The organism is Dyadobacter sp. LHD-138, assembly GCF_030929615.1.
Lineage (GTDB): Bacteria > Bacteroidota > Bacteroidia > Cytophagales > Spirosomataceae > Dyadobacter.
In genome coordinates this window covers 190,480-217,074 of record NZ_JAVFVU010000006.1, presented here as the reverse complement: position 1 = coordinate 217,074, position 26,595 = coordinate 190,480, and the positions used below count along the sequence as shown (strand labels likewise).

Below are 26,595 nucleotides of genomic sequence, written 5' to 3'. Positions count from 1 at the left end.
TGCAAAAACTTATCGGGCGCCGAAAATGGCACTGCCAACACGAACGAGCGTGCTGCCTTCTTCGACAGCAACCGGATAGTCACCGCTCATGCCCATGGATAATTCCAGCATCTGGACATTTTCCTTTTCATACTTTTTGAAAGATTCGAAGAGCGTTTTCAGGTGACGGAATTCGTTGCGTACTTGTTCATTATCCTCGGTATTGGAGGCCATGCCCATCAAGCCTACGATTTTAATGTTTGTAAGAGATGTCAGTTCGGCAGATTCCAGAATTTCAGTTGCTTCTGTTTCTGATAGCCCGAATTTTGTTTCTTCTTCTGCAATGAAAATCTGAAGGAGGCAGTGGATGACACGGTTATTTTTCCGGCCCTCTTTATTTATTTCTTTTAAAAGCTTAAACTGATCAACAGAATGGATCATGGAAACATAGGGGGCAATATATTTCACCTTGTTGGATTGCAGGTGGCCAATCATGTGCCATTCAATGTCTTTTGGTAAAACGTCATGCTTTGCCGTCATTTCCTGAACCTTGTTCTCTCCAAAACGACGGAATCCGGTCTGGTAGGTTTCTTGCAGGATTTCAACGGGTTTGGTTTTGGTTACGGCAATTAAACGGGCTCTGTTTTGCAGCTGTTTTTCTATTTCCTGTATATTTTGGGCAATTGTCGGCATTCGATTGGAGTGAAAATTTTGAAAATGAGAAGCTTAGATCAGATAAATAGAACTTACTTTAGACAAATCGACCTTAACTTATTTCAAAATTGAAAAAAACATAGTTCTTTTACCAACTAATTTAAAAATTAACTCTCTATATGGACTATAACCAAGAACAAAAGCAAGATCGGAAAACGCTTCTATGGGCTGCTTTGGCTGTCTTAGCATTGCTTAATTTGGTACTTGTTTATTTTATCTATCACGAAAAACAAGAGAATAAGGTTAAAGATGAAATCATCACGGCAAAAACAGAGGAGGTTTTGTTTACCAAAACAAAACTGGATTCGATCTCAGCCGAACTGGACACCAAGATTGCCGAAATACAACAGCTGGGTGGAAGTGTGAGTTCCTTGCTTGAACTGAAAAAGCAACTGGAAAAGGACAAGCAGGATCTGAAAAATGTTAACAATTTTTCTGCGTCGAATTTCGACAAGAAAATTAAGTCTTACGAAAATATTCTATCACAAAAGGATACTGAAATTGCCAATCTGCGGGAAGAACTTGGCATTGTTACCAATAAAAATCAGGAACTGAGCCAGCAGGTTTCAGGTCTGGAATCTGAAAAGCAACAGCTTAGTGATTCGGTTATCAACTATTCGGCGCAAAACCGGGAGCTGGCCGAAAAGGTAACTTTGGCTTCAGCATTGCGTACGGAGGAGCTTTCTATTCACGCGGTGTCTTCAAAAGGAAAAGAACGTGAAGGCGGGAAGTACAAAGCAAAGCGTATTGACAAACTGAAAGTGACCTTCAGGCTGGGTGAAAATGCCGTTGCAAAACAGAATGAAAAAGATATTTATCTGCGCATTCTGGATCCTGAGGGGGCAGTCCTTTCGGATATGGCAACGGGTTCTGGCGCATTTACCTACAATGGAAAGGAAATGATTTTCAGTTCTAAGCAAACGATCAACTTTACAAATAGTCGTCAGTCGGTAGATATTTTCTATGGTCGCGGCGGCATTCCGATGAAAGACGGAAAATATTCGATCGAAGTGTACAGCGAAGGATTTAAAATTGGGCAGGGAGATTTCACTGTAAAATAATCTGTAAGCGCCTCACTTGCTGATAAATGAAATAGGGCTTGGAATTGTCAATTCCAAGCCCTATTTTTGCACCCTCATTGTGGATTCCTGTAATCCCTGATGAAGTCAAAAATCAATTTATAATTAAATATTTGCCGTATGTCTAAGCAGTATGAAACGGTGTTCATTCTAACTCCCATCTTGTCTGAGGCTCAGATGAGGGACGCCGTTGACAAATTCCGTACGCTGATCACTGAAAATGGTGGCTCGTTGGTACACGAAGAAAACTGGGGATTGCGTAAGCTAGCCTACCCCATTCAAAAGAAAAATACAGGTTATTACACTGTATTTGAATATTCATCTGCGGATGGAGCCGTTGTTGATGTTCTGGAAACAGAATTCCGTCGTGATGAGCGCGTGATGCGTTTCTTGACTATCGCCCTTGACAAACATTCTCTTGCTTACAACGAGAAAAAACGTAAAGGACTAGTTGGAAGAAAAAAGGAAGAAACAACTGAATCTAAAACCGAAGCATAAGCTATGTCACTCGTAAACGAACCGGTTGAAAAAAACATCAACCGCAAAAAATATTGCCGTTTTAAGAAATCAGGCATTAAATACATTGATTACAAGAATCCTGACTTTTTGTTGAAGCTTGTAAATGAGCAGGGAAAAATCTTGCCACGTCGTCTTACAGGTACTAGCTTGAAATATCAGCGTAAAGTATCTCAGGCAATTAAAAGAGCACGTCATTTGGCATTATTGCCTTTTGTTGCTGATCAATTGAAATAAAATAGAAAGAGATACTAACAATGGAAATCATACTAATAACTGATATTGCCGGAGTAGGTTATAAGAACGACATCGTGAATGTAAAAGCGGGTTTCGGTCGTAATTACCTTATTCCGCAGGGTTTTGCCTTATTGGCTAATGACTCTAATCGTAAAATCGTTGCTGAAAACGTACGTCAGGCGTCTCACAAAGCTGAAAAGCTTAAGAAAGATGCAGAAGACATCGCAACAGCTATCGGCGATTTGACAATCGATCTTCGTACTGTTGTTGGAGAAAGCGGCCGTATTTTCGGACGTGTTACCAACACGCAGGTTGCGGACGTTCTTAAATCAAAAGGTTTTGATATCGACCGTAAGAAAATTACTGTTGATGATGTAAAATCTATTGGTACATATGCTGCATTGATCGACTTACACAAAGAAGTGAAACACAAAATCACTTTGAACGTAATCGCTTCTGAAGATTAATTATTAGTCTTCACCGATATAAAAAAATGACAACCTGAAAGAGTTGTCATTTTTTTGTGCCGTAAAAGCCGAAAACTAGCGGCCGAAAATCGACGTTATTACAATGCCGGAATTCTTAAAACCTGGCCTGGATAAATTTTATCCGGGTGTGAAAGCATGGGTTTGTTCGCTTCGAAAATAACCGGATATTTCATCATATCTCCATAAACGGTTTTTGCGATAAGGGATAAAGTATCTCCTTTTACAACGGTATGGTAAGTGGCTTCCGGCGCAGGTGTAGCAACTTTCAGACGGTTGTCTACAATTTTAACCCCTTCCACATTCCCAACAGCCAGTGCGATTTTTTCGGCATCTTCCTGTTTGGCTACTTCTCCTTCGATCGTTACTGTGTCAACTGAAGTTTTTACTGATAACGAGTTATAAGCAAGTCCAAGTTGTTTTACATGAGCCAACAAAGCGCTAGCGCGTAATGGTTCTGCTTCCGGCGTTGGAGCTGCTGCTTCCTTATGGAAAATTTTTTCTCCCACTCCTTGAAAAAAAGACATTAGTCCCATGATAAAAATTTGGTTTTGTGTGTAAAAAATTGATTTAATTCTGGATTCAAAGCTACTGTATTTTTTGAAAACAACAACTTTCAGACGGTAAAATAACAGATTGGTCACATCGGCTATCGAATTATTTGTATGTAAGCTTCGAGACCGGAATTACCTACATTAAATTCCAGATTAAGTCTGTTATTTAATGTATTTACAAATATCAACTTCGTATTTTTGCAGATCACTTCAATTTGGTACCACAGTTATACCGCCTGGCATGAATCGTAACGAGTCACTTCATAGATTAAAAAACGAGCATTTTGATATTTGTATAATCGGGGCAGGGGCTAGCGGCGCTGGTTGCGCGCTCGATGCCGCACTCAGAGGCTATAAAGTCGCATTGATTGACCGGAATGATTTTGCATCCGAAACTTCGTCGAGATCAACCAAACTGATCCACGGCGGTGTGCGTTATCTGGAACAGGCTTTTAAGAACTTCGATTTTGCCCAGTTGAAACAGGTGCGTCATGGTTTGGAGGAAAGACATATTGTCCTGAACAATGCGCCGCACCTGGCAAGGCCGCTGGCGTTGATGACACCCGTAAGCTCATGGATTGAAGGATTGTATTTTAGTATTGGCCTGCGTATGTACGACTGGTTCGCGACAAACGATACTTTACCCAAGAGCAGGTGGCTGAAAAAGGATCAGGTTCTATCCAGGATTCCCACGCTTAATAAAACCAAGCTTCACAGTGCGGTGATGTATTATGACGGCCAGCTGGATGATGCACGTTATTGTCTCGCATTGGCGCAATCTGCCTCGGAGGCTGGCGCGGCGGTTGCCAATTATATCGAAGTGAAAGGATTTGAAAAGGATGCAAATGGAAAACTGAGTGGCGTTGAAGTGAGAGATATGGACTCGGAGCAAAACTTTACGATTAAGTCCAGGCTGACAATTAATTGCACGGGCCCGTTTTCGGATAAGATCCGCCATTTTGCCAATACAAATTTGCCCTCACGCATCCGGCCGAGTAAAGGCGTACATGTGGTGCTTCCTTATGAGGTACTTAATAGTGAAAACGCCATGCTGATTCCGAAAACGCCGGATGGCAGGGTCGTATTTGCGATTCCTTTTGAGGGAGCGATGCTGTTGGGAACTACGGATACAGATTCGAGCGATGTTGAAAATGAAGCCAGTCTGAATAAAAGTGAAGTGGATTATCTGGTCAGTACGCTTAATCCTTATCTGGCTGAAAAGATAGATATTTCAAAAATAAAATCCGGTTTTGGCGGTTTGCGTCCGTTGCTGTCTGCGGATCCGAATCAGTCAACAAAGACACTGTTACGTGATCATGAGATTGAAATCGATCCTGTTTCCAGCCTGGTAAGTCTTTTAGGTGGAAAATGGACGACGTACCGTCTGATGGCAAAAGACACCATTGATCAGGCTGACAAAATTTTCGGACAGGAAAATGACTGTACCACGCATAGGCATATGCTCGTAGGTGGAACCAATTATGATTTTGATTCATGGAGATTTCTGGCGAAAGATTATGATCTCGATGAGGATATCAGTAAGCACCTGGTGAAAAAATACGGATGCAGAGCCGGAGAAGTTGCTAAAATTGGGGTGAATAACCCGGAACTTAAAGGTAAAATAGATCCCCAATATCCATACATCAAGGCAGAGGTTGTTTATACAGTCAGATATGAAATGGCGATTACGCCCCGGGATGTCCTGGCAAGAAGGGTTCGTCTGGAAATAACAGACTGGCGTGCCACACTAAAAGCGTTGCCGATGGTAGCCGAATTAATGGGGGCTGAACTAGGCTGGGATCGGGAGACAAAGGAGCGTCAAATTGACCAGTACAGTCAGCAATTAAAACATTTTATGGCGGAGGCTACGTTTGTAGCGGAGAAACAGTGAGCTGAAAAAGAAGAGTAAAATATGTTTATAAAAGATTTATCCTGCATATCGCCCCAGTATACTTATGATGAAACTTTCTTCGAAAGCGAGCCGAAAGTGCATACGGGGAACAGATATACAGCTTTGGAGCCTGAATACGGGGCACTGATTCCGGCCGGACTGCTCCGGCGAATGGGAAAGGCGGTGCGGATGGGCGTAGGAGCGGGGCTTCCCTTGATCAATAAAAACCCCGGTCTGGATGGTATTATCCTGGGTACTGCGAACGGGGGACTGGAAGATTGCCTTAAATTTCTCAACCAGATTGTCGATTATAAAGAAGGTACATTAACACCAACAAATTTTGTTCAGAGCACGCCCAATGCCGTAGCGGGGAACCTCGCTTTAATGAGTAAAAACACGGGCTACAACAATACCCACGTCAATAAAGGACTTGCGTTTGAGGGCGCATTGCTGGATGCGCTGCTGCGGCTGGAAGAAAGAAAAGCTAAAACCTTGCTCCTGGGTAGTATAGAAGAAATTTCAGATTATAACTATAACATTGATATGTTGGCCGGTTCTTTCAAAAAGGAGGAGTCGAACTCTGAAACTTTGCTGAATTCCGGTACGCCGGGTACGGTTTGTGGCGAAGGCGCCGTGATGTTTGTCGTTGAAGCGGAAAGGTCCGCGGATTATGTCGCTGAAATTGTTGATGTTGAACAAATTAGTCATGCTGATCAGGATAAGTTGAAAGAGAAGTTATCCCGTTTTCTGGAAAGGAATCAATTGAATTATTCCGATATCGACACGCTGATACTGGGTTTTAGCGGCGATAACCGAAATGATCATTGGTATACCTGGTTTCAGGAAGGTCTGTTTGCAAAGAGTACTGTTTACACCTATAAAAACCTGACGGGCGATTATCCTACCGCGTCTGCTTTTGCAACCTGGATGGCGGCTCAGTTGCTTTCAGGTAAGAAGTTGCCGAGCCAAACACTTTATACAAAAAAATCCGACAGAAGTGCTGAAAAAGTTTTGGTGTATAACCACTACAAGGGCATTCAGCACGGATTTATTTTGCTTTCAAAATGAAAAACTCCTTACCCGAACAATCGTTCGGGTAAGGAGTTTTTCATTTTAGATAGGGTTGCGAGGTAATTTACTCTTTGTTTTGGGCATTTTCCTTCATCTTAATCACTTTGGCGAGCGTCGGAAGGATGGTGTCGTGTTTCTTGACAAAAGGGTTAGACTGATCCCAGACATAACCCGCAAGAACCGAGCAAATCTGGTTTTTAATCTCATTGTCAATCTGTTTTGCAAACACAATAGTTTGGAAATCTCCACTGTACCAGCCTGTTACATAGCTTCGAAATACATTAATTCCGCCCTGAACAACATCTTCATATTCTGTTTTCCAGTCAACTTTTTCTCCCAGGAGATGCTTATGCGTCATTTTTGCGGAAAGCAATCCGGATGCCGTTGCAAAGGTCACACCCGATGAGAAAATCGGATCAAGGAATTCGGTGCTATTACCGGAAAGGACGAAACCTTCGCCAAACATTTGCTTCACACCGACGGAATAACCTAAAATATGCTTCGGCTCCCATTTTAGGTTCGAGTTGACAAAACGACCGTTCAGGTCTTCAAATTCGCGTATAAACTTTTTGTACTTTTCTCCGTTATTCTCAGCCAGCTCTTCAATTTTTTTCCGGTCACCTACAATACCTACCGAGGTAGAACCGTCGGAGAAAGGAATGGCCCATATCCAGGATTTATTGTTATCGAAAGAGTGGACAAAAATATTGTTGCTAGCCTCTTCTGTTCTGTTTTTGTCTTCCAGATGTGAAAATACCGCCCCTCTTGGCGAGAAGGCAGACTCCTTACTCAGGCCAAAAAGTCGTGGCAAGACACGACCGTAGCCACTGGAATCAATAATAAACTTTGCTTCGACAGTGAATTTATTGCCGTCAATATCCTTGTACTCTACAATCTGTTTGTCTTTGCTGCAAGTCACGTTTAATACCTCGCATTCAAAATTGACATCGACGCCTTTCGCTCTTGTTGCTTCTGCAAGTGTAAGATCAAAATCTGCGCGTTTGACTTGCCAGGTCCACGACCAGCCGTTGGTATATTGTTCTTCAAAGAAAAACTCACAGCGCTTGTCACCCTTCATAAAGGCCGCACCGGTCTTTTTCTGGAAATTTTTAGGAATGACAGCTTCCAGTAAGCCCGATTCGTCCAGGTGTTCCATGCAGCAAGGCAGAAGGCTTTCGCCGATCTGAAAGCGTGGAAATTTTTCCTTTTCTAAAATAATAACATGGTACCCTTGTTTTTTTAAATAGGATGCAGCCACGGTTCCTGCCGGACCGGCGCCAATAACTACAACATCAGCTGTTTGCATGGTTAAGCATTTTTGACTTTTTGAATGAGTTTATCTTTATCCACAAATGCGAAGCAGGTAACAAACGCGCTGACCGTGACACCCAATATCCCGTGCATGGAAATGTTTTGCCCTGTTAAATGCAGATTTGGAATTCTTGTTTTTGTATTAATCTGTGTTCTTGTCGGCGATGCCGAGTTTTTCATGACACCATACAATGAGCCGTCTTTGTTACCGATATAGTCCCGGAAAGTAAGCGGCGACGCACTATGAACCGCCTTGATCTTTTCTGAAATCCCGGAAAAGACTTCCTCAATTCTTTTAAGGACCTGTGCTTCTTTGCATTTTTTAAATGCTTCGTAAGAATCCTCCCGTTCACCGGGTTCGGCAATGGTATGTCGCGTATGGCTCCACTGACTGGTTTCGTCAGCGTTCATGTACGTCATGATGGACATGGAATCGGCATATTTACCATTTTTTGAGCAATAAGGTGTGCATACAAAATAGGTTTGTGGCCAGGTTTCCTGGTCATAATCTATGCCACCCCAAACGTCTTCAATGTGGTGTTGATAAATGTTATAATTCAGGTATTCAAACGTATTTTGATGAAAAGACAAATGTACCAGAAATGTTGAAATGCTGTTTTTGAGATTACGGATACGATTTCTATAAACCGTCAAAAACCTTTCATCTCCAAAAATGTCGATGGTAACGGCCGGGTGAACATTTGAAATATATTGTTTCCCACGGAAAATATCGCCGTTTTCAAGCACCACACCACTGACTTCTCCGGCTTCATTAAATTGGGCGCTGACAACTTTTTTTCTTTTTAAAATTTTACCTCCAAAATTTCGGATTCCGCGGCTCAGCTGGATCGCTATTTGCGAACCTCCATCGACAAACTTATAGGCGCCCGAGAAATAGCTGTTCATGATCAATGCGTGAACATAAAAGGGGGTCATTTCTTTAACACCTGCGTAAAGCTGGTTTGAGCCTGCAAGTACGTTTCTTAATTTCTCATTTGTGGTGATAGATGCAATGTAATCGTGGGCATTCAGCTCCATGATGCCGGAATCCATCTGATAATTTTCGCCCGAGGCTTGCAGATTATACAAAGGAAATTTACTGCATGTTTCTTTAATTTTGTCACAATAGGTTTCAATAGCGGCTTTTTCATCCGGGAAGTAACCGGTCATATTTTTTATGAACTGGTCATATCCCTGACCATAAGCATATTCAGAGCCATCGTCAAAGCGGACTACATCAAATTTTTCATCGTCCAGCCGTTTCAGCTTCATCTTATCCAGAATCTGAAAATATTTAAAGAACTGGTAAAGGTTTTCTCCTTTATTCATGCTGCCGACGTAATGTACACCCGTGTCAAAGATCGTTTTGTCGCGACTGTACACCTGTAAATGCCCTCCAATCTGATGATTTTTTTCCAAAACGACGACACTGTGCCCTTCCGAGGCCAGAATGTACGCACAAGCCAATCCGCCTAATCCACTTCCAATAATGACAAAATCATATTCCTTTCCGGACACTTCCTGCATGAATTTCAAATATAATTGCGTGTTTTTTAATTTGCCGCACCGCTATAAACCTGCGCAAGATTTATAGAAAATTTAACATAATCGTATTTTCTGATTAAACGGTTGCTCAGCGGAACATGTGTTTTTGGTGCCCGTTAAGTTATGCCAAAGTATTAATTAATTCATATTTTTCTTAAAATAAATAATACGTTTGACGTGTTCTTCGAGTGCTCCTGCATTTCAAAACTTAGGCTATTATTTTCTGCAAATTGCTGAATATCCTTTGATGAGAAGAAATGAAATGCGCCGTCTTTTTTATTGAACGAAAACAACCCTGTTGACAAAGCCTCTGTTCTTTCTGTGTTTTTGTGTTTGTCTGTCAAATCGGTAATGCCGTCACGAATAAACAGGATTCCTTCCGGGTTAAGTGCTTTTGCACAGCGGTTTAATACATTTTGTTGTTTTTCTTCGGACAAATAATGCAACACGTCATTCAGGAATATCACGTCCTGATTTGCTATCGTGGCAGCACTAATGTCCTCGTAAGCGAATTGCAGGTTGTCGGTTTTATTGTAGCTATGCTGCGCAATAAGAACCTTATCCTCATCATAATCCACGCCGGTTATGATGCGCTTATCATTTTTGTAATGCAGGAAAAAAGACAAATACCCATAACCGCAGCCCACATCCAGAATCTGTTTTCTGTCTCCGATTAATTCGTTGTAAAAGGTATAATGCTTTGCTTCCAGATTCCACTTGGTTTTAAAATACCATTCCAAAACCGGCCCCTTGAATACATAGTTTGTGAAAACCTTGTGTTTGAGATAGGAGGTGTCCTCCATTTCGTCCTTGTACAAAGCGAACTCCGATTTGAAGTGCGCGGCAATATTTTTTGTTTTATCACGCAGGTTTTCGCCCCATTTCGGATCGTTATAGGTAAGTCGCGGCAAAACCCGGACGTTCAAAGAGCCGGCGCGGATCAGGAAATCGTTCTTTGGTAAAACGTCGGAGGCGCCGTGGATCAGTATCGGCTGAATATCCAGATTCAGTTCCTGCGCCAGGTGGAAAGCACCTTTGTGAAAACGGCCGATTGTACCGTCTTCCGATCGCGTGCCTTCCGGGAAAACCAGGATGGAATAACCCTCCGCAACGAGCGTGTGCATCCGGGCGATGTTTTCTTCCGGACCAGCCTCGGTGTAAATATAGCCCGCATAACGGATGATCGGCCCGAAAAAAGGTGAGTTATAGACCCAGCCTTTTACCATCATCACAATCTTGGGATTGATCATAATGGCGAGCAAAATATCAAGAAACGAAGTGTGATTGGCGATGTAGATAACCGGTTTCGAGATATCCATGTTTTCGGTTCCGGAGAAATTCTTTCTCACATGCGGGCCTGAATAAATCACTGTTTTTGCAAAAAAAGCCAGCGAACTATTGATCATCCGCTTTTTCCTGATTTTTGATACCGGTAAAAGTAAGATGGTGACCAGTTTGGAATGCAGAAAAAGGCAGCCGGAAAGGAAATAAGTAAAACTTGAAATGCTGATCAGAAACGGCAGCAAAGTTACCGGTGCTTTTTTTCGTTTGATGCGGTTTTCGACAAATAATCCAAAAATAACAGGCTGCACAATAAAGGAAATAAGCAGGATGCAGACGATGCCCAGAACACTGATCAGTGCAATGGAATGTATCGCCGGATGTTCTGCGAAAATGAGAACGCCGGTTCCCACAATGGTTGTGCAGGCGGACAAAACAATGGCAGACTGATAGGAGCGGAGCGTGTCTTTGCCGTATTTGTATTTGCTAAGCAAACCTTCGGTCACGAAAATGCTGAAATCGTCGCCGAGACCGAAAATGAATGTGGTGATTACGACATTCACGAAATTGAATTTTATCCCCAGCATAGCGGCAATCCCCAGTATCCAGATCCAGCTGATCACCATCGGAAGAAACGACAGGATGGTCAGTTCAAACCGACCGTAAACGATAAGCAACGTGAAAAAAACAATGGAAGCTGAAATGACGAGGATGTAATTGAAGTCGTCTTTGACCATCGTCAGAAGTTCTTCAGCGAGTTCGCCGCGATCGAAGATCTCAACGCCATCAATGGCCCTCAATTCCGCTTTTACGGCGGTTAACTGCTCCTGGCTGGCTACAATGGTGGTAATCAGTGTGGTTTTTGTTGCATCACTTTCAATCAGGTTATTTAGGCCAAGTTCCTGAAAAAGCTCATTTTCTTCAACCGGATTTTCAATTTCTCCTGAAATCCAGCTTTTGAAATCATCAAAAGCCGCGGCATTGAAACCATTTTGTGAGGCCGACTTATCCAGTGCTGAAAATGTCTGTTCTTTTTTAGCGGTATTCCAGAAATTACGCCACCGTTCCAGTCGCTCCTGTTTAAGACTTTCAGGAACGAGGAAAGAGCCGGATGAAACGAAACCTTTAACCAGGCTATCATTTTTCAGCCTGGTTAGTTTTTGATAAACCTTATAATTTAAGGCCTCGGCTTTCTCCTTGTTTTTGTCCATTGAGAAAACGTAAATCCGTTTTTCCGTTGCTGGATTAAGGCCGGTCAATGCCTGTTCTTTTTCCTTTAAATCAGTGCTATGGATACTCAGATTTTCAAAGCTGCTGTCAAATTCGGTGAAGCGGGAAAAATAGAGAAATACAGCGGTCAAAACGGCAACCAAAATCAGTACCACAGAGCGGAATTTTCCTGAAATTTTCGGAAAATTAAAAAACTTCACCTCGCCCGGAATATGCTTGTAGTCGAATGAAACGGTCTGCAAAACAACAGGAAGTCCGATCAAGGTAAAAAGCGCGGCACCGGATAGACTTAAAGAGGCAAAAAGACCAAAGTCCTGAAGAACGACCGAATTGGCGAAATGCAGAGCGCAGAAAGCCAGGATTGTTGTGAGACTTCCAGTCAGCAAGGGTTCACTGACTTCTTTCACCGCGACCCTTACCGAACCGGTGTGACGTAAATGGGTGAAAAAATGAAAAGAATAATCCAGTAAAATTCCGAAGATAACGGCGCCGGTAGCCAGGGATATGCCGGATATTTCGGGCCTGAAAAAACCGATGATGCCGAGTGCAAAAACTCCGCCGAAAATCGCTGGCAGAACGATGTAAAAAGGAATGAGGACTTTCCGGTAGTACAAAATCAGCATCAGTAAAATGGCCGACAAAGCGATGATCATCGTCATGTACGAGTCATGTTTTACCTGAATCGCATTTTGCGCGGCAATTTCAAAAGTCCCGAAATAGGAAAACTGATGGGTCGGATGCTGTTTGCCCCACGCTGCTTTGAAGGCCTCTACACGGTTATATAATTCAATATTTTTTGAAGAATTCCCAGAATCATAACTCGTTCCCGCCATCACGATGATCTGTTTTCTGTCTTTTGAAAACATCAGTCCGTCGTCCACTGTCATGCCGTTGGCATTATTGACCGCATTCAGGTCCCGGAAATATTTGCCTGAAATGCCCAACGGATCATTTAAAATGAACTGACGTAAAAACGTACCACCGGGAGCCAGCAACTGTTTATAGGATGCGGTAATGGCCGTGTTGACAGAATCTGGCTGTGATTTATTGGCAATGTGCTGATAATAGGACGTGTCGATCAGCTCAGGAAAACGGGAATAAGTATAGTCGTAAACATCCTGCTGGATATTCTGACGGACGGCCTGAATGTTCTTGATATAACCCTTCGTATTTTTTTCAAGAGAATCCGCGAAAGTTTCTGCTATTACCTTGGCGTCTTCGGTATCTGTGTCGGCGGGAATATTGACCGAAAACACAACCTGGTTGATAATACTTTTATTTTCTACTAAACGGTTGAATTCTTCGAAAGTTTTGCCCTTTGGCAACGTGGAAAAAATGCTTTCGGTAACGCTCAGTCTTGATATTCCATAACCCAGAACAGCAAGGATAATAAACAGAACAAGAAAGAAAAGTGATTTTTTACGGGAAAGGAGTGTGTTTAGTCTAAGTAATAAGTCTCCAATCATGGATTTTGAACGTGAGTTTGGGGTAAATTTAAACAAATGTAAGAGTCCTGACAATATATTGATGTTCCCAACCGCTAAATAGCGTTTCTTGTCAAAGCCATAAAAAAAGATTTATTTTACATGGGTTTTAATTACAGTAACTATAAATGACTAGTATTTCATTAGCTCAGATTGAGCAATATGCCATTGATAAAAAGGAATTTCAATTAGCAGAGGACGCACTCAACCACGTTTCAAAGTCATTTAATTTCTTAACAGAATTTTCAAAAGATAAGATTATATACGGTATCAATACCGGTTTTGGCCCTATGGCGCAATTCCGTATCGAAACCGATAAATTAAACCAGCTTCAGTACAATCTCATCAGAAGCCATTCGAGCGGCATTGGCAAAGCACTGGATGAAACGTACGCGCGCAGTGTTATGCTCGCCCGTCTCAACTCCTTTTTACAGGGAAACTCGGGAATCAGTGCGGGAGTGATTCAGCAGCTGGTTTTGTTTTTAAATAAAGGTATCGTTCCTGAAATTTTTGAACACGGAAGCGTAGGCGCCAGCGGCGACCTTGTCCAGCTGTCTCATCTGGGCCTTAACCTGATTGGTGAAGGATATGTTTATGAAAACGGAGTTCGTCAGAAAGCAGCCGATGTGTTGGCGAAGCATGGTATCAAACCATTAAAAATTGAGCTTCGGGATGGTTTGGGACTGATCAACGGAACCTCCTGCATGACCGGCATTGCGGCGGTTAACCTGATCTACGCACAGCGTCTTGTGCAGTGGGCCATTGCGGCTTCGTCGATGCTGAATGAAATTATGGAAGCGTTTGACGATTCTTTTTCCAAGGAATTAAATGCTGTGAAACACCATAAAGGGCAGCAGTATGTGGCGCACCAAATGCGTGAATTCCTGACCGATAGCCAGATGATCCGTAATCGGGAGGAGCTCTTTAAGGATGATAAGGCACTGGAAACCCGTGAATTCGAACGTAAAATTCAGGAGTATTATTCCATTCGCTGTGTTCCCCAGATTATCGGGCCTATTGTGGATACCATCAATTATGCACAGGAAGTTGTTGAAAATGAATTAAACTCTACCAATGATAATCCGATTGTAAGACCGGATGAAGATAATGTTTTCCATGGCGGTAATTTCCACGGAGATTACATTTCGCTGGAAATGGATAAAGTCAAAATCGTGCTGACGAAACTTTCCATGCTGATGGAACGCCAGCTTAACTTTTTGATGAACAGCAAACTGAATGGTAAATTTCCTCCTTTCCTGAATGCAGGAACATGGGGACTTAACTTCGGTTTCCAGGGAATTCAGTTTACGGCCACGTCCACAACCGCGGAAAGTCAGGCGTTGTCAACTTCGGTTTATATCCATAGTATTCCCAATAACAATGATAATCAGGATATTGTAAGCATGGGTACCAACAGTGCGGTACTTGCAAAACAGGTTCTGGAAAATTCATATCAGGTGATGTCGATCCACATCATGGCCATTTGCCAGGCTATCGATTTACTGGAAGTGGATGAAAAGGAAAGATTGTCGCCAAAAACAAAAGCGATCTACGCGCAGATCCGTACAAAGGCTAAATTTGTAAAAGAAGATATTCCGCCTTTTGAGAGTATCGCCGATGTTTGTAAATTAATAAAAGAAACCCCGTTTAACATATGAATTGCGCACTTGTAACAGGAGCATCCAGAGGACTGGGGAGAGCGATAGCGGTGCAGCTGGCCAAAGATCATGGCTTGTTTATTTTAGTTAATTATTCATCCAACCAGGAAGCTGCGGAAGAAACCCTTGCGGAAATTCGGGAAAATGGTGGGGACGGGGAGCTGTTGCAGTTTAACGTCCAGACCAAAACGGAAGTGGATGAGGCGCTTAACGGATGGAGAGAAAAGAACGCGGAAAAGTTTATCAGTGTTTTGGTGAATAATGCGGGTATCACGCGTGATGGTTTGTTTATGTGGATGCCGGAGAAAGATTGGGATGATGTGCTGAATACTTCTACAAAAGGATTGTTCAACGTGACCCAGAATGCCATCCAGCAAATGCTTCGCAAGCGTACGGGACGGATCATCAATATCGCGTCAGTTTCAGGGTTGAAGGGTGTTGCCGGACAAACGAATTATTCGGCAGCGAAAGGTGCGATGATTGCGTCGACAAAGGCGTTGGCACAGGAAGTGGCGAAGCGGAAAATTACCGTCAATGCGGTTGCACCCGGTTTTATCGTCAGCGACATGACCAAGGACCTGAATGAGACTGAACTGAAACAAATGATCCCGATGAATCGTTTTGGCAAAGCGGAGGAAGTTGCCCATCTGGTCAGTTTTCTGGCTTCTGAAAAAGCGTCATACATTACGGGAGAAGTGATTAATATCAACGGAGGAATTTATTCATAAAATGAACCACAGAGTAGTGATTACCGGAATTGGAATTTATTCCTGCCTGGGTGAAAATCTTGGGGAGGTAACAAAGTCGTTATACGCCGGAAAAAGTGGTATTATTTTTGATCAGGTCAGAAAGGATTTTGGATTCCGTTCCGCCCTTACGGGCATGGTACAGGAGCCCGACCTGAAACCTTTTTTATCCAGAAGGCAGCGCCTGGGTATGCACCAGCCCGCCATGTACGCCTACATGTCGACGAAAGAAGCTATGGAAATGGCTGGTCTCGATGCTGATTTTCTTGAAACGACCGAAACCGGTATTATTTTCGGGAATGACAGCACTGCGGCTTCCGTGGTGGAGGCCTATGACAAGGCAAGAGAGAAATTTGATACGACGCTGATCGGAAGCGGCGCGATTTTTCAGAATATGAACAGCACGGTGAATATGAACCTTTCGACTATTTTCAAGCTGAAAGGAATCAATTTTACATTGAGCGCTGCTTGTGCATCGGGCTCTCATTCCATCGGGATGGGTTACATTATGATCAAACAAGGTTTGCAGGATCGTATTGTTTGCGGTGGCGCACAGGAAATAAACCTGGCGGCCATGTGCAGTTTCGATGGACTGGGCACGTTTTCGGTGCATGAGTCGGATCCTGCCAGGGCTTCCCGTCCTTTCGATAAAGATCGTGATGGTCTTGTGCCAAGCGGGGGAGCAGCAACGGTTATTCTTGAATCTTATGAAGCGGCTGTAAAACGCGGGGCGCCCATTCTGGCGGAGGTGATCGGTTATGGTTTTTCATCCAACGGCGATCACATCTCGAACCCGAGTATGGAAGGTCAGGTACGGTCGCTGAATATGGCGTTAAATCAGGCGCAGGTTTCTGTGAATGATATTGATTATATCAACGCACACGCAACTTCCACGCCCGTTGGAGACAGCAGTGAAGCAAAGGCAATCGGGGAAGTGTTTGGTGGTAAAGTGCCGGTAAGTTCTACCAAGTCGATGACGGGGCATGAATGCTGGATGGCAGGAGCCAGTGAAATCATTTATTCGATGCTCATGATGCAGAACAGTTTTATCGCGCCCAATATCAATTTTGAGAACCCGGATGAAGAGTCTGCCAAAATCAACATTGTAGCGGAAACCAAAGAGCAAAAGATCGATTGTTTTCTATCAAATTCTTTCGGTTTTGGCGGAACGAATTCTACCTTGATTATTAAGAAAATTCAGTAAAATTTTTGGAAGACTGAATGGAGATCCCGGTTTATAGACCTGGATTGTGGTATGTTGTGCCAAATTCCATATAATAATATCTGATGTGCTAATTACTAACCGGCATACGGGTTCAAACCAAATCTTTACATTTTTGTAGTTATAAATTTGACAGGTAGCGATTTAACAATACAGATTTAGTAATTCGAAAAAGTTTTATGTTGTTTTTGAACGAATATGTTAAAATTTAAATCGATTTTGAAAACTATAACCAAAGAATAAATTAATTTTGTAGCCATGAATGAAACACTTGTTACAATGGAATTGGGAGAAATTATTGAGGATACCAGGGATTTTTTGTCAGAAGAATTTGAGGTAGACAGGAATCTTATTCTTCCTGAAAATAGTTTGAAAGATACGCTGGATCTGGATAGTCTTGACTATGTGGACCTTGTGGTTTTGATCGAAGAAAATTTGAATATTAAGGTAACGGGTGAAGATTTTAAGGACATTGTTACCTTCGGGGATTTTTATCAACTTGTTCAAAAGAAACTATCGCTGTAATTAATGAACCGTTGGGATGGTAAAACCAAAGGATCTTTATTAGGGTATAAAATTTTCCTTTTTTTTGTTAAAGTGTTGGGGCTGGGTTTTGCCTATCGTCTTTTACAATTGGTAACCTATTATTACTTTTTGTTTGCAGCGCGACCTAAAAAAGCCCTTCTGGATTTTTACAGTGATACACTACATATTTCCGGAAAACCGGCCCTGGATCTGGTTCGAAAGAATTTCTATATTTTCGGGCAGACTTTACTCGACAGGGCTGCCTTTCTTTTGGGAAAGGGTTCTCATTTTACCCATATTTTTGAAAACGAGCAATATCTGCTGGATATCAGAAACGGCGGAAAAGGCGGTATGCTGCTAAGTGCGCATCTTGGAAACTGGGAAACTGCCGGGAATCTGCTCAAAGGAAGAATTACTCCCACAATCAATATCGTAATGCTTGATGCGGAAGTTGAGAGCATTAAAAAATTCATGGATCTCTCCACCGGAGGTTCCCGGTTTAAGATTATACCCATTAAAAATGATTTGTCGCACATTATATCAATTCGTAACGCATTGATAAATAATGAGTTTGTGGCCATTCATGCCGATCGGTATATGGAGGGAGCCAAATTTATTGAAATGGATTTTATGGGCAAAGAAGCGAAATTTCCATACGGTCCTTTCGTTATTGCGTCTAAGTTTGATGCGCCGGTAACCTTCGTTTTTGCTGCAAAAGATGGGAAATACAGTTATCATTTAAGCGCCACGGCACCCATCACGCAAAAAATGAAACCCGAAGAAATTGCGAGACTGTATGTGGACGAGTTGGAAAGAAAGGTACGTCAGTATCCGGAACAGTGGTTTAACTACTTCAACTTTTTTCAGGAATGATCGTAACGAAAGAAAAAATAGTCGATTACATACCGCACAGATCCCCGTTTGTCATGATCGACAACCTGGTTTCAGCGCGTGCAGACAGGTTTGAATCTGATTTTTTCATTGAGGAGGATAACGTGCTGGTTCATTCTGGTTTTTTTGAAGAGTCGGGTTTGATAGAAAATATTGCCCAGACCTGCGCAGCCGGTTTTGGTTATCTTGATCATCAAAAGGGAGCTGAGCCTAAAATCGGGTTTATCGGAGCGATCTCGAAATTGGAAGTTTTTGAGCTGCCACTGGCTCATTCAAAAATAAATACGATTGTTACACCGACTCATCAGTTGGGAAATATTTTTCTGGTAAAGGGGGAGAATTACTGTAATGGACGTAAATTGCTTGAATGTGAAATCAAAATTGTGGTTACTTAACGATCCTGAGGGTGGTTTTGGTAACTGCTCATGAAATATATATGCTTGTTTCTGAAATAGAAATTGAAATACGGTTTAGTGAAACAGATGCCATGGGCGTGGTCTGGCATGGCAATTATCTGAAATTTTTTGAAGACGGGAGAGAGGCCTTTGGAAAACAATTTGGCCTGGAATATCTGACCATTTTTGGACAGGGTTATTTTACGCCGATCGTTAAGTCTGAAATTGACCATAAAGCACCTGTGCATTATGGGCAGAAAATAAAAGTGATTACGAAATTTGTACCCTCAAAATCGGCCAAAATTATGTTCGAATATGAGGTTGTTAATATTTCCACCGGAGAACTTTGTGCCATCGGGAAAACCATGCAGGTTTTTCTGGAACGTGAAAGCCGGACACTGGAATTAATTACACCTGATTTTTATCGTGTTTGGAAAGAAACAAACCTGGTTTGATTTAGTTTGAGGCATGGAACGTGGTTCACGGAACGCGGTTTATAAAAGAATGAATTGAAAAATGACCTATATAGGTGCTGAGGAAATAGTGAGTCCCTTGGGACAAAGTATTCGGGAAAATTTCCAGTCGGTTTGTGAAAACCGGTCAGGTATTTCTTTGGTGCCTCATGCCGGTTTTAATCAGGAAGCGATTCATCTGTCGAAAATAACGGACCTTTCTTCCTCGAATAAATTTGAGACATTGTTGATCGATACATTGTCGAAAGTGGCGAAGCGGATTGACCCGGCCCGTATTACTTCTAAAAAAACACTGGTTATTGTCAGCTCGACAAAAGGTGGTCTGGATCGCAATATCAAAGATCCTTTTGCGCCATCGCTCACAAGTCTGGTAAAACATTTTGGTCTGGCGAATGAACCGCTGGTTGTTTCCAATGCCTGTATCTCAGGCGTTTTGGCGATCAACGCTGCAAATAATTTTATTAAGGCAGGTCTTTATGATCACGTGATCGTGTTAGGTTGTGACGTCATTTCCGACTTTGTTTTATTTGGATTTCAGTCGCTTTTTGCCGTTAGTGCCACACCTTGTACGCCGTTTGATCTGAACCGAAGCGGGATCAGCCTTGGCGAAGGTTGTGCGGCAGTGGTTGTATCCAATACCCCTGAAATTTTCAAAAATAAGCCATTGGGTTTATATTCTGGCACTTCTGCAAATGACGCCAACCATATTTCCGGCCCGTCCCGAACCGGCGAAGGATTATACAGAAGTGTAAAAAGAACATTGGAGCTAAATAAAATGTCTTTCGGTGAAATCGATTTTATTTCGGCACACGGAACAGCCACGGTTTTTAATGACGAAATGGAAGCCATTGCATTTGATCGTCTTAACATGGCTGATATTCCCATAAATAGTCTGAAAGGGTATTTTGGGCACACACTTGGTGCGGCAGGGGTCATAGAAACGGCGATATCCATGCAAATGATGCGTCATAATATGCTGATCAAAAGTCTCGGTTATTCAGAAACCGGTACTTCAAAGTCCCTGAATATTACGACCGGGAATAAATCTTCCGAATTAAATACGATATTGAAAACAGCTTCGGGTTTTGGAGGCTGCAATGCATCCTTAGTCTTTCGGAAATTATGAGTTTTATTACCGCTTGTTGTCATATAAATGAAGAAAGCTGTGTGCTTAACGGAGATGTGATCGCGCAGAAAAATACGGAATCGGGTGACAGCTGGTTTAAGCAGTTGTATAAAGGGCTTACGCTGGAATATCCTAAATTCTATAAAATGGATATGCTTTCGCAAGCCGGGTTTATCGGATCAGAGTTAATAAAAAAGTCAAATCCAGCGTTATCCACCCGCTATCAGGATGATGAAATTGGACTGCTTTTTGCAAATCAGGAATCGAGTGCTGATACGGATATCCGCTTTATGGAGTCGTATGTGGATAAAAAATCACCCAGTCCCTCCCTGTTTGTGTACACGCTTCCCAACATTGTGCTGGGTGAGATTGCCATCAGGAATAAATGGTTTGGTGAGAATATGTTTGCTGTTTTGCCTAAATTCGCACCTGAGTTTTTCCTGCAATATGGAGAAATTATGATGGTTGCTGGCGCCAAAGCCGTGCTTATGGGCTGGCTCGGTATTCTGGAAGGAAAGATAGAAGTATTTGTGTTTTTGGTAGAAGAAAATAGCGCTACCGGAATGCAGTTGAATAGAGAAAACTTAATTACATGTGCTGGTTTTTGACCGATTCAGAACACGGTCAAATACTCAGTAAATTAAATAAATGATTACACCCAAGATGGATACGTTAAAAGAAGACCTGAAGAAACACATCATAGAACAATTGAATCTGGAAGATATTCAGGTTGCTGATATTGCCGACGACGCCCTGCTGTTCAGTACAGAGGGTATTGGGCTTGACTCGATTGACGCCCTGGAGCTCATCGTACTTTTGGAAAAATTCTATGGCATCCAGGTTACTAATCCAGAGGAAGGAAAAGAAGCATTTCTGACCATCAATACGATGGCGGATTACATTGAAAAAAAGAGAAAATAATAACGGGGCTGGTTTTAAATCGGGTCCTGTTTTAATTTTTAACTGTTCTACTTTCGATTAAAATGGCCGTTCGGATCACAGGTTTGGGAATTGTTTCAGCGATCGGATTGACGGTTGCCGAAAATCTGTATGCGCTGCAAAATAGTAAATCCGGTATCGAACCGGTGCAATTTTTGGAGACAGGAAAGGATTACCTGGTTGGAGAGGTGAAGTGTTCCAATGAGGAATTGGTGGATCGTTTGGGTGTCAGGTCAAAACCTGTTTCACGAACGTCTTTATTGGGTTTGGCAGCGGCGCGGGAGGCCTGGGGCAATAATCGTCACGCCAGTGAAATCCGCACCGGGATCATTTCCGCCACGTCGGTGGGAGGGATGGATAAAACCGAAAAGTTTTACCGTTATTATCTGGACCGGAATCACCCGGATTTTAATGTTTTAAAATGTCATGACAGCGGGAACACCACCGAACGGATTGCCGCGGAACTGGGTATCTCGGGATATATCAATACACTTTCAACAGCCTGCTCATCGGGTGCCAACGCGATCATGCTGGGTGCCCGTTTGATTGAACAGGGAAAACTGGACCGTGTTTTGGTTGGCGGAACCGATGCGCTGACCAATTTTACACTCAACGGTTTTCGTTCCCTTATGATCTATGATGATCAGTGGTGTCGGCCGTTTGACGAATCCAGAAGCGGATTAAATCTCGGTGAAGGAGCCGCTTTTTTGTTGCTGGAAAGTGATAAAAGTGCTCGACTAACGGGTAATACCACGATCTGCTCTTTGAAAGGATGGGCAAATGCTGCGGATGCTTATCACCAAACGGCCTCATCGCCGGATGGAAAAGGTGCCACCATGGCCATTCAGAATGCCATTGATAAATCGGGATTCAATGCGTTGGATATTTCCTATGTTAATGCACACGGGACCGGAACTAAAAATAATGATTTGTCGGAATCCGTGGCCATGCTCAATATTTTTGGGGATAACATACCCGAATTCAGCTCGACAAAGCCATTTACCGGGCATACCCTGGCAGCGGCGGGCGCTATCGAGGCTGTGTATTCTGTCTTGGCTATACAAAACGGATTAATTTATCCGAATCTGAATTACCAAAATCCGATTGCTGAAACCGGGCTTGTTCCGTCAACGGAGTTAAGGAAAGGTCAGCCGGTATTGGCGGTGTTATCGAATTCCTTTGGTTTTGGCGGTAACAATTCGTCTCTTGTTTTTGCCGTCAATAAATGACCGGGTTCTGGTTTGCCAAAACTTTTAATCCATAAGAAAGTGAACATGTATATATCAGCTGCTTCAACGGTTTCTCATCAGCCCACATTTCAAAATGATGGCTTTTCGAAGGTGATTGAGCCGCTCGGTGAATCTTCTGAGTTGATCAGTCCAAATTATAAGGAATACATTGACGCGGGATTACTGCGCAGAATGAGCAAAATCCTGCGGATGTCGGTGACGGCCGCAAAGGATTGTTTGCAGCAAGCGGATGTAGAACAGCCTGATGCCATTGTCGTGGGGACCGGGCTGGGCTGTTTACACGACACAGAAAAATTTCTAAACAATTTCCTGACCATTGAAGGGTTGCTGCCGCCCACTTCTTTCATACAATCTACGCACAATACCATTGCCGGCCAGATTTCTTTGAGTATTGGAAATCATGGCTATAACATGACGCATACGCAAAATACGCTATCGTTTGAACACGCTTTGATCGACGGTGCTCTTTTGCTTGGCGAAGGAAACAGCCACATCCTAACGGGGGCTGCGGATGAATACATTGAATTCCTGGATGAAGCCGCCGCGCAATTACATCCCCGGCCGAAACTGAATCTGACATCCGGTGCATCGTTTTTTGTTTTGAGCGGGGAAAAATCCGAAAAGTCGGTCGCGCGCATTCAGGATGTGCAAGTGGCTGGTTTGGTGCAGGATGCTGACGCGGCCATTGGTACGTTTTTGTCTGATAATTTTCTGAATGTGTCGGAGGTGGACCTTATTCTGTATGCAGATTTTAATGCCGGTACGAGCAAGGAATCTGTTGCTTATGAATATTTTAATGCGCATTATCACGCAGATTCAAAACTGATCAACTATACGAAACTTTCGGGTTTGTATCCGACGAATTCGGCGTTTGCGGCGCATTACGCAGCAGACCGCATCAAACATCATCCCGAACTAAAAAATGTACTGATCCTGAACGGATTGAATAAAGATAATTTAGGCTTAACGTTGATACAATCCCTTGAAGCATAACGTCGTAACAGCAATCGTCGGAATTTTACTCGTGCTCTGTGGGTTTGCCTTTTGGGAAACAGGTTATGTGGAGATCATTCTGGGGCTCATCCTGGTTTTATATCTGATCAGCACGGGTTATGGTTCTTATCAGATCAGAGCTAATTATTTTGTAAAATCCATTCATAGAGGCAAAAAAAAGGCTGTTGCACTCACTTTTGATGACGGACCTGATCCGGAAAATACACCGCGTATTTTAGCCATACTGAAAGAAAAAGGTGTGAAGGCCACTTTCTTTGTTATTGGGAAAAAGGCCGAGAAATATCCGGAATTATTGCATCAGATGGATCGGGAGGGGCACATTATTGCCAATCATTCTTACAGTCATCATTATCTGATCGCCCTTTTTTCAACGGATCGGTTGCGCAAGGACTTAAAACATTGCACGGAAGTTATCCTTCAAACGCTTGGGAAATCACCTGCTTTTTTTCGGCCACCTTTTGGCGTGACAAACCCGCGTTACCGGGCCGTTTTAAAGGAAACAAAACTGCAATCCATTGGCTGGTCGCTCAGGAGCTTTGATACCCGGGTGAAAAATAAATATCAGCTGATTCAGAATGTGATTTCAAAATTACAGAAACGTGATATCATTTTGCTGCACGATAACCTGTCTGTGACAGCTGACGCTTTGGAAGACCTGATAGAGCACTGCCGGAGCAAAAATATCGAGATCCGTCCCTTACCGGAAATCATTAATAAAGAACCTTATGAGACCTTGTAACTTATTTTTTTTAATACTTTTTACGTGTTTCGGTGTAACTTCCTTTGCGCAGGATTTCAAACCGGCTGCAAACCCGGATAAAATTCTGGCCGATTTACGCAAATCGTCCCAGTCAACTTCTTCTATCCAGGCCGATTTTAAAGAAGAGAAGTATTTATCTTTTTTGAAAGAGCCGGAAAAATCGTCAGGCGTATTTTATTTCAAAAAAGACGACCGCATGCGCTGGGAACAGCAAACGCCTTTTAAATACATTATCCTGATCAATGGCGATAAGCTGCGTGTGCAGGACGGCAGCAAGGAGAAAAATGTAGGTGCTGCGGGGCGCATGGCCGGACAGATCAAGCAGGTTATGCTGGGGCTTGTTAACGGCGATTTTCAGCAAAGCAAAGCATTTACACAGGTTTGTATGGAAAGTACGGATCAGTATCTGGTCGTGTTAACGCCGACAAATAAGCGGATGCGGAATGTTTATGCCAAGATTAACCTGGTTTTTCCAAAAGGTACGCTGCGGTTGAAAGAGCTGACTTTTTTTGAAAAAGGGGGAGATAAAAGTGTGATGCGGTTTCAGAATGAAAAGTTTAATCAGCCCATTGCTGAAAGTGTTTTTTTGAATCTTTGAGTATCAGATTTAACTTATTTCAACCGAATGTTTCTCAATAGTTTATACACCATAGCTGAAATTAATTCCGGGCCGGAAACCATTGCTGCTACCATAGCGATAGATCCTGCGCACGTCATTTTTAGCGGACATTTCCCGGGAGCTCCCGTAATGCCGGGCGTCGTGCAATTACAGATTGTTAAGGAACTGCTGGAACAACATCTGAAACGCCAACTGAGAATGAAAACGATGCGGACCTGCAAATTCCTTCAGATTATTAATCCGCAGGAAACACCCGAAATAAAAATTGACCTTAAATTTACAACCGGTGAAATGGTAGAAGTTATTGCGTCGGGCAGTTATGATGGCGTAACGTATTTTAAAGCGCAAGTTTCCTATATTTAATCTTTTAGTTTTTCGTGCCGGAATAACGCCTGTGCATCGTTTATATTGATCAATGACTTTAAGAGATATCCATTGCTGTATTCTAATACCCACATTTAATAATCAGAAGACGCTTCGCAGGGTTATCGAAGGTGTTCTGAAGTATGGCGAGGGAGATATTATCGTGATCAATGACGGTTCCACGGATGATACGGCCGTTATCCTGGCTACTTATGGCGACAGCATTCATGTGCTGACCAACGAAGTAAATAGGGGAAAGGGTTATTCGCTCCGCCGTGGTTTTAAGGAGGCGATTTTGCTGGGTTATAAAAACGCAATTTCTATTGATTCCGACGGGCAGCATCTGCCTGAGGATATTCCCTTATTTATAGAAGCGGCTTATAAAAATCCGGATGCGCTGCTAATGGGTTCCCGCAACATGACCCAGGAAGGTGTGCCTGGGAAAAGTTCTTTCGGGAATAAGTTTTCCAATTTCTGGTTTAAATTCGAGACCGGACTTACACTTCCCGATACACAAACCGGTTTCAGGTTGTATCCGCTGGATCCGATAAAAAATATCAGACTTTTTACATCCAAATTTGAGACGGAAATAGAGGTTATTGTAAAACTGGCGTGGAAGGATGTCAAGATCATGCCGATCAATATCCAGGTTATTTACGATAGCAATGAACGTGTAACGCACTTTCGCCCGTTCCGGGATTTTACGCGGATCAGTATTCTGAATACTTATTTCGTGATCCTGACGCTGCTTTATTATCTGCCCAAACGGCTTTTTCTGTATGTAAAAAAGAAAGGGCTCTGGAAAATTATAAAAGAGGAAGCCCGGAAGCCTGATGAAAGCAATTACAGCAAAGCGGCCTCGATTGGTTTTGGCTTTTTTATGGGTATCGTTCCGATCTGGGGCTTTCAGCTTCTGGTGGGGATTCCGCTTTCCATTTATTTCAGGATGAATAAGGTGCTTTTTCTTAGCGCAGCGAATATCAGTTTACCACCTTTAATTCCATTTATTATTTTCGGAAGCTATAAATTTGGGGGATTGTTTTATAAAAACGGTGTTCAGCTGGATTCTGTCAAGGACCTGACGCTGGATTCTATCCACGTTAACTTTGTTCAGTATTTTCTAGGTGGAACATTGTTGGCACTTGTTACGGGCCTGATCGGTTTTGCTGTCTCCTGGTTTATACTCAAACTCGCCAGAAAACACAACTGATCCTTTTATCCCGAATCGTTCATCAAT

At 42.7% G+C, this 26,595-nt stretch carries 27 protein-coding genes; 22 read left to right on the top strand and 5 right to left on the bottom strand.

Annotated elements, in window-relative coordinates; all coding sequences use genetic code 11:
- Positions 1-9 precede the first annotated feature (9 nt).
- A complete protein-coding gene (locus RB622_RS06440) occupies positions 10-672 on the bottom strand; it encodes a YggS family pyridoxal phosphate-dependent enzyme (RefSeq protein ID WP_308045719.1) in 663 nt (220 codons plus the stop codon).
- Positions 673-812: 140 nt separating this feature from the next.
- On the opposite strand from RB622_RS06440, the gene RB622_RS06435 reads away from it, so the two are divergent.
- The 4 genes from RB622_RS06435 (at position 813) to rplI (ending at position 2,992) form a co-directional block, all read left to right on the top strand.
- On the top strand, positions 813-1,754 hold the full coding sequence (locus RB622_RS06435) for a hypothetical protein (RefSeq protein ID WP_308045718.1): 942 nt from the start codon (positions 813-815) through the stop codon (positions 1,752-1,754).
- A gap of 138 nt (positions 1,755-1,892) precedes the next feature.
- Positions 1,893-2,270 carry a 30S ribosomal protein S6 gene (gene rpsF / locus RB622_RS06430; protein WP_308045717.1) on the top strand — a complete coding sequence of 126 codons (378 nt, stop codon included), beginning with the start codon at positions 1,893-1,895 and terminating at the stop codon, positions 2,268-2,270.
- 3 nt (positions 2,271-2,273) lie between these two features.
- Positions 2,274-2,525, top strand: a complete 252-nt coding sequence (gene rpsR, locus RB622_RS06425) for a 30S ribosomal protein S18 (RefSeq protein WP_138280541.1) — start codon at positions 2,274-2,276, stop codon at positions 2,523-2,525.
- Positions 2,526-2,545: 20 nt separating this feature from the next.
- A complete protein-coding gene (gene rplI, locus RB622_RS06420) occupies positions 2,546-2,992 on the top strand; it encodes a 50S ribosomal protein L9 (RefSeq protein WP_308045716.1) in 447 nt (148 codons plus the stop codon).
- A 98-nt stretch (positions 2,993-3,090) separates the two neighbouring features.
- Here the strand turns inward: rplI and lysM are convergent, their stop codons facing one another.
- Entirely contained in the window at positions 3,091-3,546 is a 456-nt protein-coding gene (gene lysM / locus RB622_RS06415; protein ID WP_308045715.1) for a peptidoglycan-binding protein LysM, read from the bottom strand.
- 259 nt (positions 3,547-3,805) lie between these two features.
- Here lysM and RB622_RS06410 point away from each other — a divergent pair, with 259 nt between their 5' ends.
- Both RB622_RS06410 and RB622_RS06405 read left to right on the top strand, forming a co-directional pair.
- A complete protein-coding gene (locus RB622_RS06410) occupies positions 3,806-5,455 on the top strand; it encodes an FAD-dependent oxidoreductase (protein WP_308045714.1) in 1,650 nt (549 codons plus the stop codon).
- Positions 5,456-5,476: 21 nt separating this feature from the next.
- On the top strand, positions 5,477-6,523 hold the full coding sequence (locus RB622_RS06405) for a beta-ketoacyl synthase chain length factor (RefSeq protein ID WP_308045713.1): 1,047 nt from the start codon (positions 5,477-5,479) through the stop codon (positions 6,521-6,523).
- 67 nt (positions 6,524-6,590) lie between these two features.
- Here the strand turns inward: RB622_RS06405 and RB622_RS06400 are convergent, their stop codons facing one another.
- The 3 genes from RB622_RS06400 to RB622_RS06390 form a co-directional block, all read right to left on the bottom strand.
- On the bottom strand, positions 6,591-7,832 hold the full coding sequence (locus tag RB622_RS06400) for an NAD(P)/FAD-dependent oxidoreductase (protein ID WP_308045712.1): 1,242 nt from the start codon (positions 7,830-7,832) through the stop codon (positions 6,591-6,593).
- A gap of 2 nt (positions 7,833-7,834) precedes the next feature.
- A complete protein-coding gene (locus RB622_RS06395; RefSeq protein WP_308045711.1) occupies positions 7,835-9,364 on the bottom strand; it encodes an NAD(P)/FAD-dependent oxidoreductase in 1,530 nt (509 codons plus the stop codon).
- Between the two features lie 161 nt (positions 9,365-9,525).
- On the bottom strand, positions 9,526-13,359 hold the full coding sequence (locus RB622_RS06390; RefSeq protein WP_308045709.1) for a 1-acyl-sn-glycerol-3-phosphate acyltransferase: 3,834 nt from the start codon (positions 13,357-13,359) through the stop codon (positions 9,526-9,528).
- A gap of 146 nt (positions 13,360-13,505) precedes the next feature.
- On the opposite strand from RB622_RS06390, the gene RB622_RS06385 reads away from it, so the two are divergent.
- The 16 genes from RB622_RS06385 (at position 13,506) to RB622_RS06310 (ending at position 26,568) form a co-directional block, all read left to right on the top strand.
- The gene (locus RB622_RS06385; RefSeq protein ID WP_308045708.1) at positions 13,506-15,035 is read left to right on the top strand and encodes an aromatic amino acid ammonia-lyase; all 1,530 of its coding nucleotides are present in this window, start codon (positions 13,506-13,508) and stop codon (positions 15,033-15,035) included.
- Positions 15,032-15,763 carry a 3-oxoacyl-ACP reductase FabG gene (gene fabG / locus RB622_RS06380; RefSeq protein ID WP_308045707.1) on the top strand — a complete coding sequence of 244 codons (732 nt, stop codon included), beginning with the start codon at positions 15,032-15,034 and terminating at the stop codon, positions 15,761-15,763. The genes RB622_RS06385 and fabG overlap by 4 nt, the downstream gene beginning before the upstream one ends.
- 1 nt (position 15,764) lies before the next feature.
- Entirely contained in the window at positions 15,765-16,985 is a 1,221-nt protein-coding gene (locus RB622_RS06375; protein ID WP_308045706.1) for a beta-ketoacyl-[acyl-carrier-protein] synthase family protein, read from the top strand.
- A gap of 276 nt (positions 16,986-17,261) precedes the next feature.
- On the top strand, positions 17,262-17,528 hold the full coding sequence (locus RB622_RS06370) for a phosphopantetheine-binding protein (RefSeq protein WP_308045705.1): 267 nt from the start codon (positions 17,262-17,264) through the stop codon (positions 17,526-17,528).
- Positions 17,529-17,531: 3 nt separating this feature from the next.
- Complete coding sequence (locus RB622_RS06365) at positions 17,532-18,401, top strand: lipid A biosynthesis acyltransferase (RefSeq protein WP_308045704.1); 870 nt, start codon at positions 17,532-17,534, stop codon at positions 18,399-18,401.
- Entirely contained in the window at positions 18,398-18,814 is a 417-nt protein-coding gene (locus RB622_RS06360) for a hypothetical protein (protein ID WP_308045703.1), read from the top strand. The genes RB622_RS06365 and RB622_RS06360 overlap by 4 nt, the downstream gene beginning before the upstream one ends.
- Before the next feature lie 41 nt (positions 18,815-18,855).
- A complete protein-coding gene (locus RB622_RS06355) occupies positions 18,856-19,269 on the top strand; it encodes a thioesterase family protein (RefSeq protein WP_308045702.1) in 414 nt (137 codons plus the stop codon).
- 61 nt (positions 19,270-19,330) lie between these two features.
- Positions 19,331-20,413 carry a beta-ketoacyl synthase N-terminal-like domain-containing protein gene (locus RB622_RS06350; RefSeq protein WP_308045701.1) on the top strand — a complete coding sequence of 361 codons (1,083 nt, stop codon included), beginning with the start codon at positions 19,331-19,333 and terminating at the stop codon, positions 20,411-20,413.
- 41 nt (positions 20,414-20,454) lie between these two features.
- Positions 20,455-21,021 carry a hypothetical protein gene (locus RB622_RS06345; RefSeq protein ID WP_308045700.1) on the top strand — a complete coding sequence of 189 codons (567 nt, stop codon included), beginning with the start codon at positions 20,455-20,457 and terminating at the stop codon, positions 21,019-21,021.
- Positions 21,022-21,076: 55 nt separating this feature from the next.
- Entirely contained in the window at positions 21,077-21,334 is a 258-nt protein-coding gene (locus tag RB622_RS06340) for a phosphopantetheine-binding protein (RefSeq protein WP_308045785.1), read from the top strand.
- Positions 21,335-21,396: 62 nt separating this feature from the next.
- Complete coding sequence (locus RB622_RS06335) at positions 21,397-22,581, top strand: beta-ketoacyl-[acyl-carrier-protein] synthase family protein (protein WP_308045699.1); 1,185 nt, start codon at positions 21,397-21,399, stop codon at positions 22,579-22,581.
- Positions 22,582-22,626: 45 nt separating this feature from the next.
- Positions 22,627-23,595, top strand: a complete 969-nt coding sequence (locus RB622_RS06330; RefSeq protein ID WP_308045698.1) for a beta-ketoacyl synthase chain length factor — start codon at positions 22,627-22,629, stop codon at positions 23,593-23,595.
- A complete protein-coding gene (locus RB622_RS06325; RefSeq protein ID WP_308045697.1) occupies positions 23,585-24,355 on the top strand; it encodes a polysaccharide deacetylase family protein in 771 nt (256 codons plus the stop codon). Before RB622_RS06330 ends, RB622_RS06325 begins: the two co-directional genes overlap by 11 nt.
- The gene (locus RB622_RS06320; protein WP_308045696.1) at positions 24,342-24,974 is read left to right on the top strand and encodes an outer membrane lipoprotein carrier protein LolA; all 633 of its coding nucleotides are present in this window, start codon (positions 24,342-24,344) and stop codon (positions 24,972-24,974) included. The genes RB622_RS06325 and RB622_RS06320 overlap by 14 nt, the downstream gene beginning before the upstream one ends.
- 27 nt (positions 24,975-25,001) lie before the next feature.
- On the top strand, positions 25,002-25,358 hold the full coding sequence (locus RB622_RS06315; protein WP_308045695.1) for a 3-hydroxyacyl-ACP dehydratase: 357 nt from the start codon (positions 25,002-25,004) through the stop codon (positions 25,356-25,358).
- Between the two features lie 52 nt (positions 25,359-25,410).
- Entirely contained in the window at positions 25,411-26,568 is a 1,158-nt protein-coding gene (locus RB622_RS06310) for a DUF2062 domain-containing protein (protein ID WP_308045694.1), read from the top strand.
- The last annotated feature ends 27 nt before the right edge of the window (positions 26,569-26,595 follow it).

What these genes read in the sequence shown, in the direction of transcription:
- RB622_RS06440 (WP_308045719.1), bottom strand. Translation starts at nt 672, where the DNA reads ATGCCGACAATTGCCCAAAATATACAGGAAATAGAAAAACAGCTGCAA.
- RB622_RS06435 (WP_308045718.1), top strand. Translation starts at nt 813, where the DNA reads ATGGACTATAACCAAGAACAAAAGCAAGATCGGAAAACGCTTCTATGG.
- rpsF (WP_308045717.1), top strand. Translation starts at nt 1,893, where the DNA reads ATGTCTAAGCAGTATGAAACGGTGTTCATTCTAACTCCCATCTTGTCT.
- rpsR (WP_138280541.1), top strand. Translation starts at nt 2,274, where the DNA reads ATGTCACTCGTAAACGAACCGGTTGAAAAAAACATCAACCGCAAAAAA.
- rplI (WP_308045716.1), top strand. Translation starts at nt 2,546, where the DNA reads ATGGAAATCATACTAATAACTGATATTGCCGGAGTAGGTTATAAGAAC.
- lysM (WP_308045715.1), bottom strand. Translation starts at nt 3,546, where the DNA reads ATGGGACTAATGTCTTTTTTTCAAGGAGTGGGAGAAAAAATTTTCCAT.
- RB622_RS06410 (WP_308045714.1), top strand. Translation starts at nt 3,806, where the DNA reads ATGAATCGTAACGAGTCACTTCATAGATTAAAAAACGAGCATTTTGAT.
- RB622_RS06405 (WP_308045713.1), top strand. Translation starts at nt 5,477, where the DNA reads ATGTTTATAAAAGATTTATCCTGCATATCGCCCCAGTATACTTATGAT.
- RB622_RS06400 (WP_308045712.1), bottom strand. Translation starts at nt 7,832, where the DNA reads ATGCAAACAGCTGATGTTGTAGTTATTGGCGCCGGTCCGGCAGGAACC.
- RB622_RS06395 (WP_308045711.1), bottom strand. Translation starts at nt 9,364, where the DNA reads ATGCAGGAAGTGTCCGGAAAGGAATATGATTTTGTCATTATTGGAAGT.
- RB622_RS06390 (WP_308045709.1), bottom strand. Translation starts at nt 13,359, where the DNA reads ATGATTGGAGACTTATTACTTAGACTAAACACACTCCTTTCCCGTAAA.
- RB622_RS06385 (WP_308045708.1), top strand. Translation starts at nt 13,506, where the DNA reads ATGACTAGTATTTCATTAGCTCAGATTGAGCAATATGCCATTGATAAA.
- fabG (WP_308045707.1), top strand. Translation starts at nt 15,032, where the DNA reads ATGAATTGCGCACTTGTAACAGGAGCATCCAGAGGACTGGGGAGAGCG.
- RB622_RS06375 (WP_308045706.1), top strand. Translation starts at nt 15,765, where the DNA reads ATGAACCACAGAGTAGTGATTACCGGAATTGGAATTTATTCCTGCCTG.
- RB622_RS06370 (WP_308045705.1), top strand. Translation starts at nt 17,262, where the DNA reads ATGAATGAAACACTTGTTACAATGGAATTGGGAGAAATTATTGAGGAT.
- RB622_RS06365 (WP_308045704.1), top strand. Translation starts at nt 17,532, where the DNA reads ATGAACCGTTGGGATGGTAAAACCAAAGGATCTTTATTAGGGTATAAA.
- RB622_RS06360 (WP_308045703.1), top strand. Translation starts at nt 18,398, where the DNA reads ATGATCGTAACGAAAGAAAAAATAGTCGATTACATACCGCACAGATCC.
- RB622_RS06355 (WP_308045702.1), top strand. Translation starts at nt 18,856, where the DNA reads ATGCTTGTTTCTGAAATAGAAATTGAAATACGGTTTAGTGAAACAGAT.
- RB622_RS06350 (WP_308045701.1), top strand. Translation starts at nt 19,331, where the DNA reads ATGACCTATATAGGTGCTGAGGAAATAGTGAGTCCCTTGGGACAAAGT.
- RB622_RS06340 (WP_308045785.1), top strand. Translation starts at nt 21,077, where the DNA reads ATGGATACGTTAAAAGAAGACCTGAAGAAACACATCATAGAACAATTG.
- RB622_RS06335 (WP_308045699.1), top strand. Translation starts at nt 21,397, where the DNA reads ATGGCCGTTCGGATCACAGGTTTGGGAATTGTTTCAGCGATCGGATTG.
- RB622_RS06330 (WP_308045698.1), top strand. Translation starts at nt 22,627, where the DNA reads ATGTATATATCAGCTGCTTCAACGGTTTCTCATCAGCCCACATTTCAA.
- RB622_RS06320 (WP_308045696.1), top strand. Translation starts at nt 24,342, where the DNA reads ATGAGACCTTGTAACTTATTTTTTTTAATACTTTTTACGTGTTTCGGT.
- RB622_RS06315 (WP_308045695.1), top strand. Translation starts at nt 25,002, where the DNA reads ATGTTTCTCAATAGTTTATACACCATAGCTGAAATTAATTCCGGGCCG.
- RB622_RS06310 (WP_308045694.1), top strand. Translation starts at nt 25,411, where the DNA reads ATGACTTTAAGAGATATCCATTGCTGTATTCTAATACCCACATTTAAT.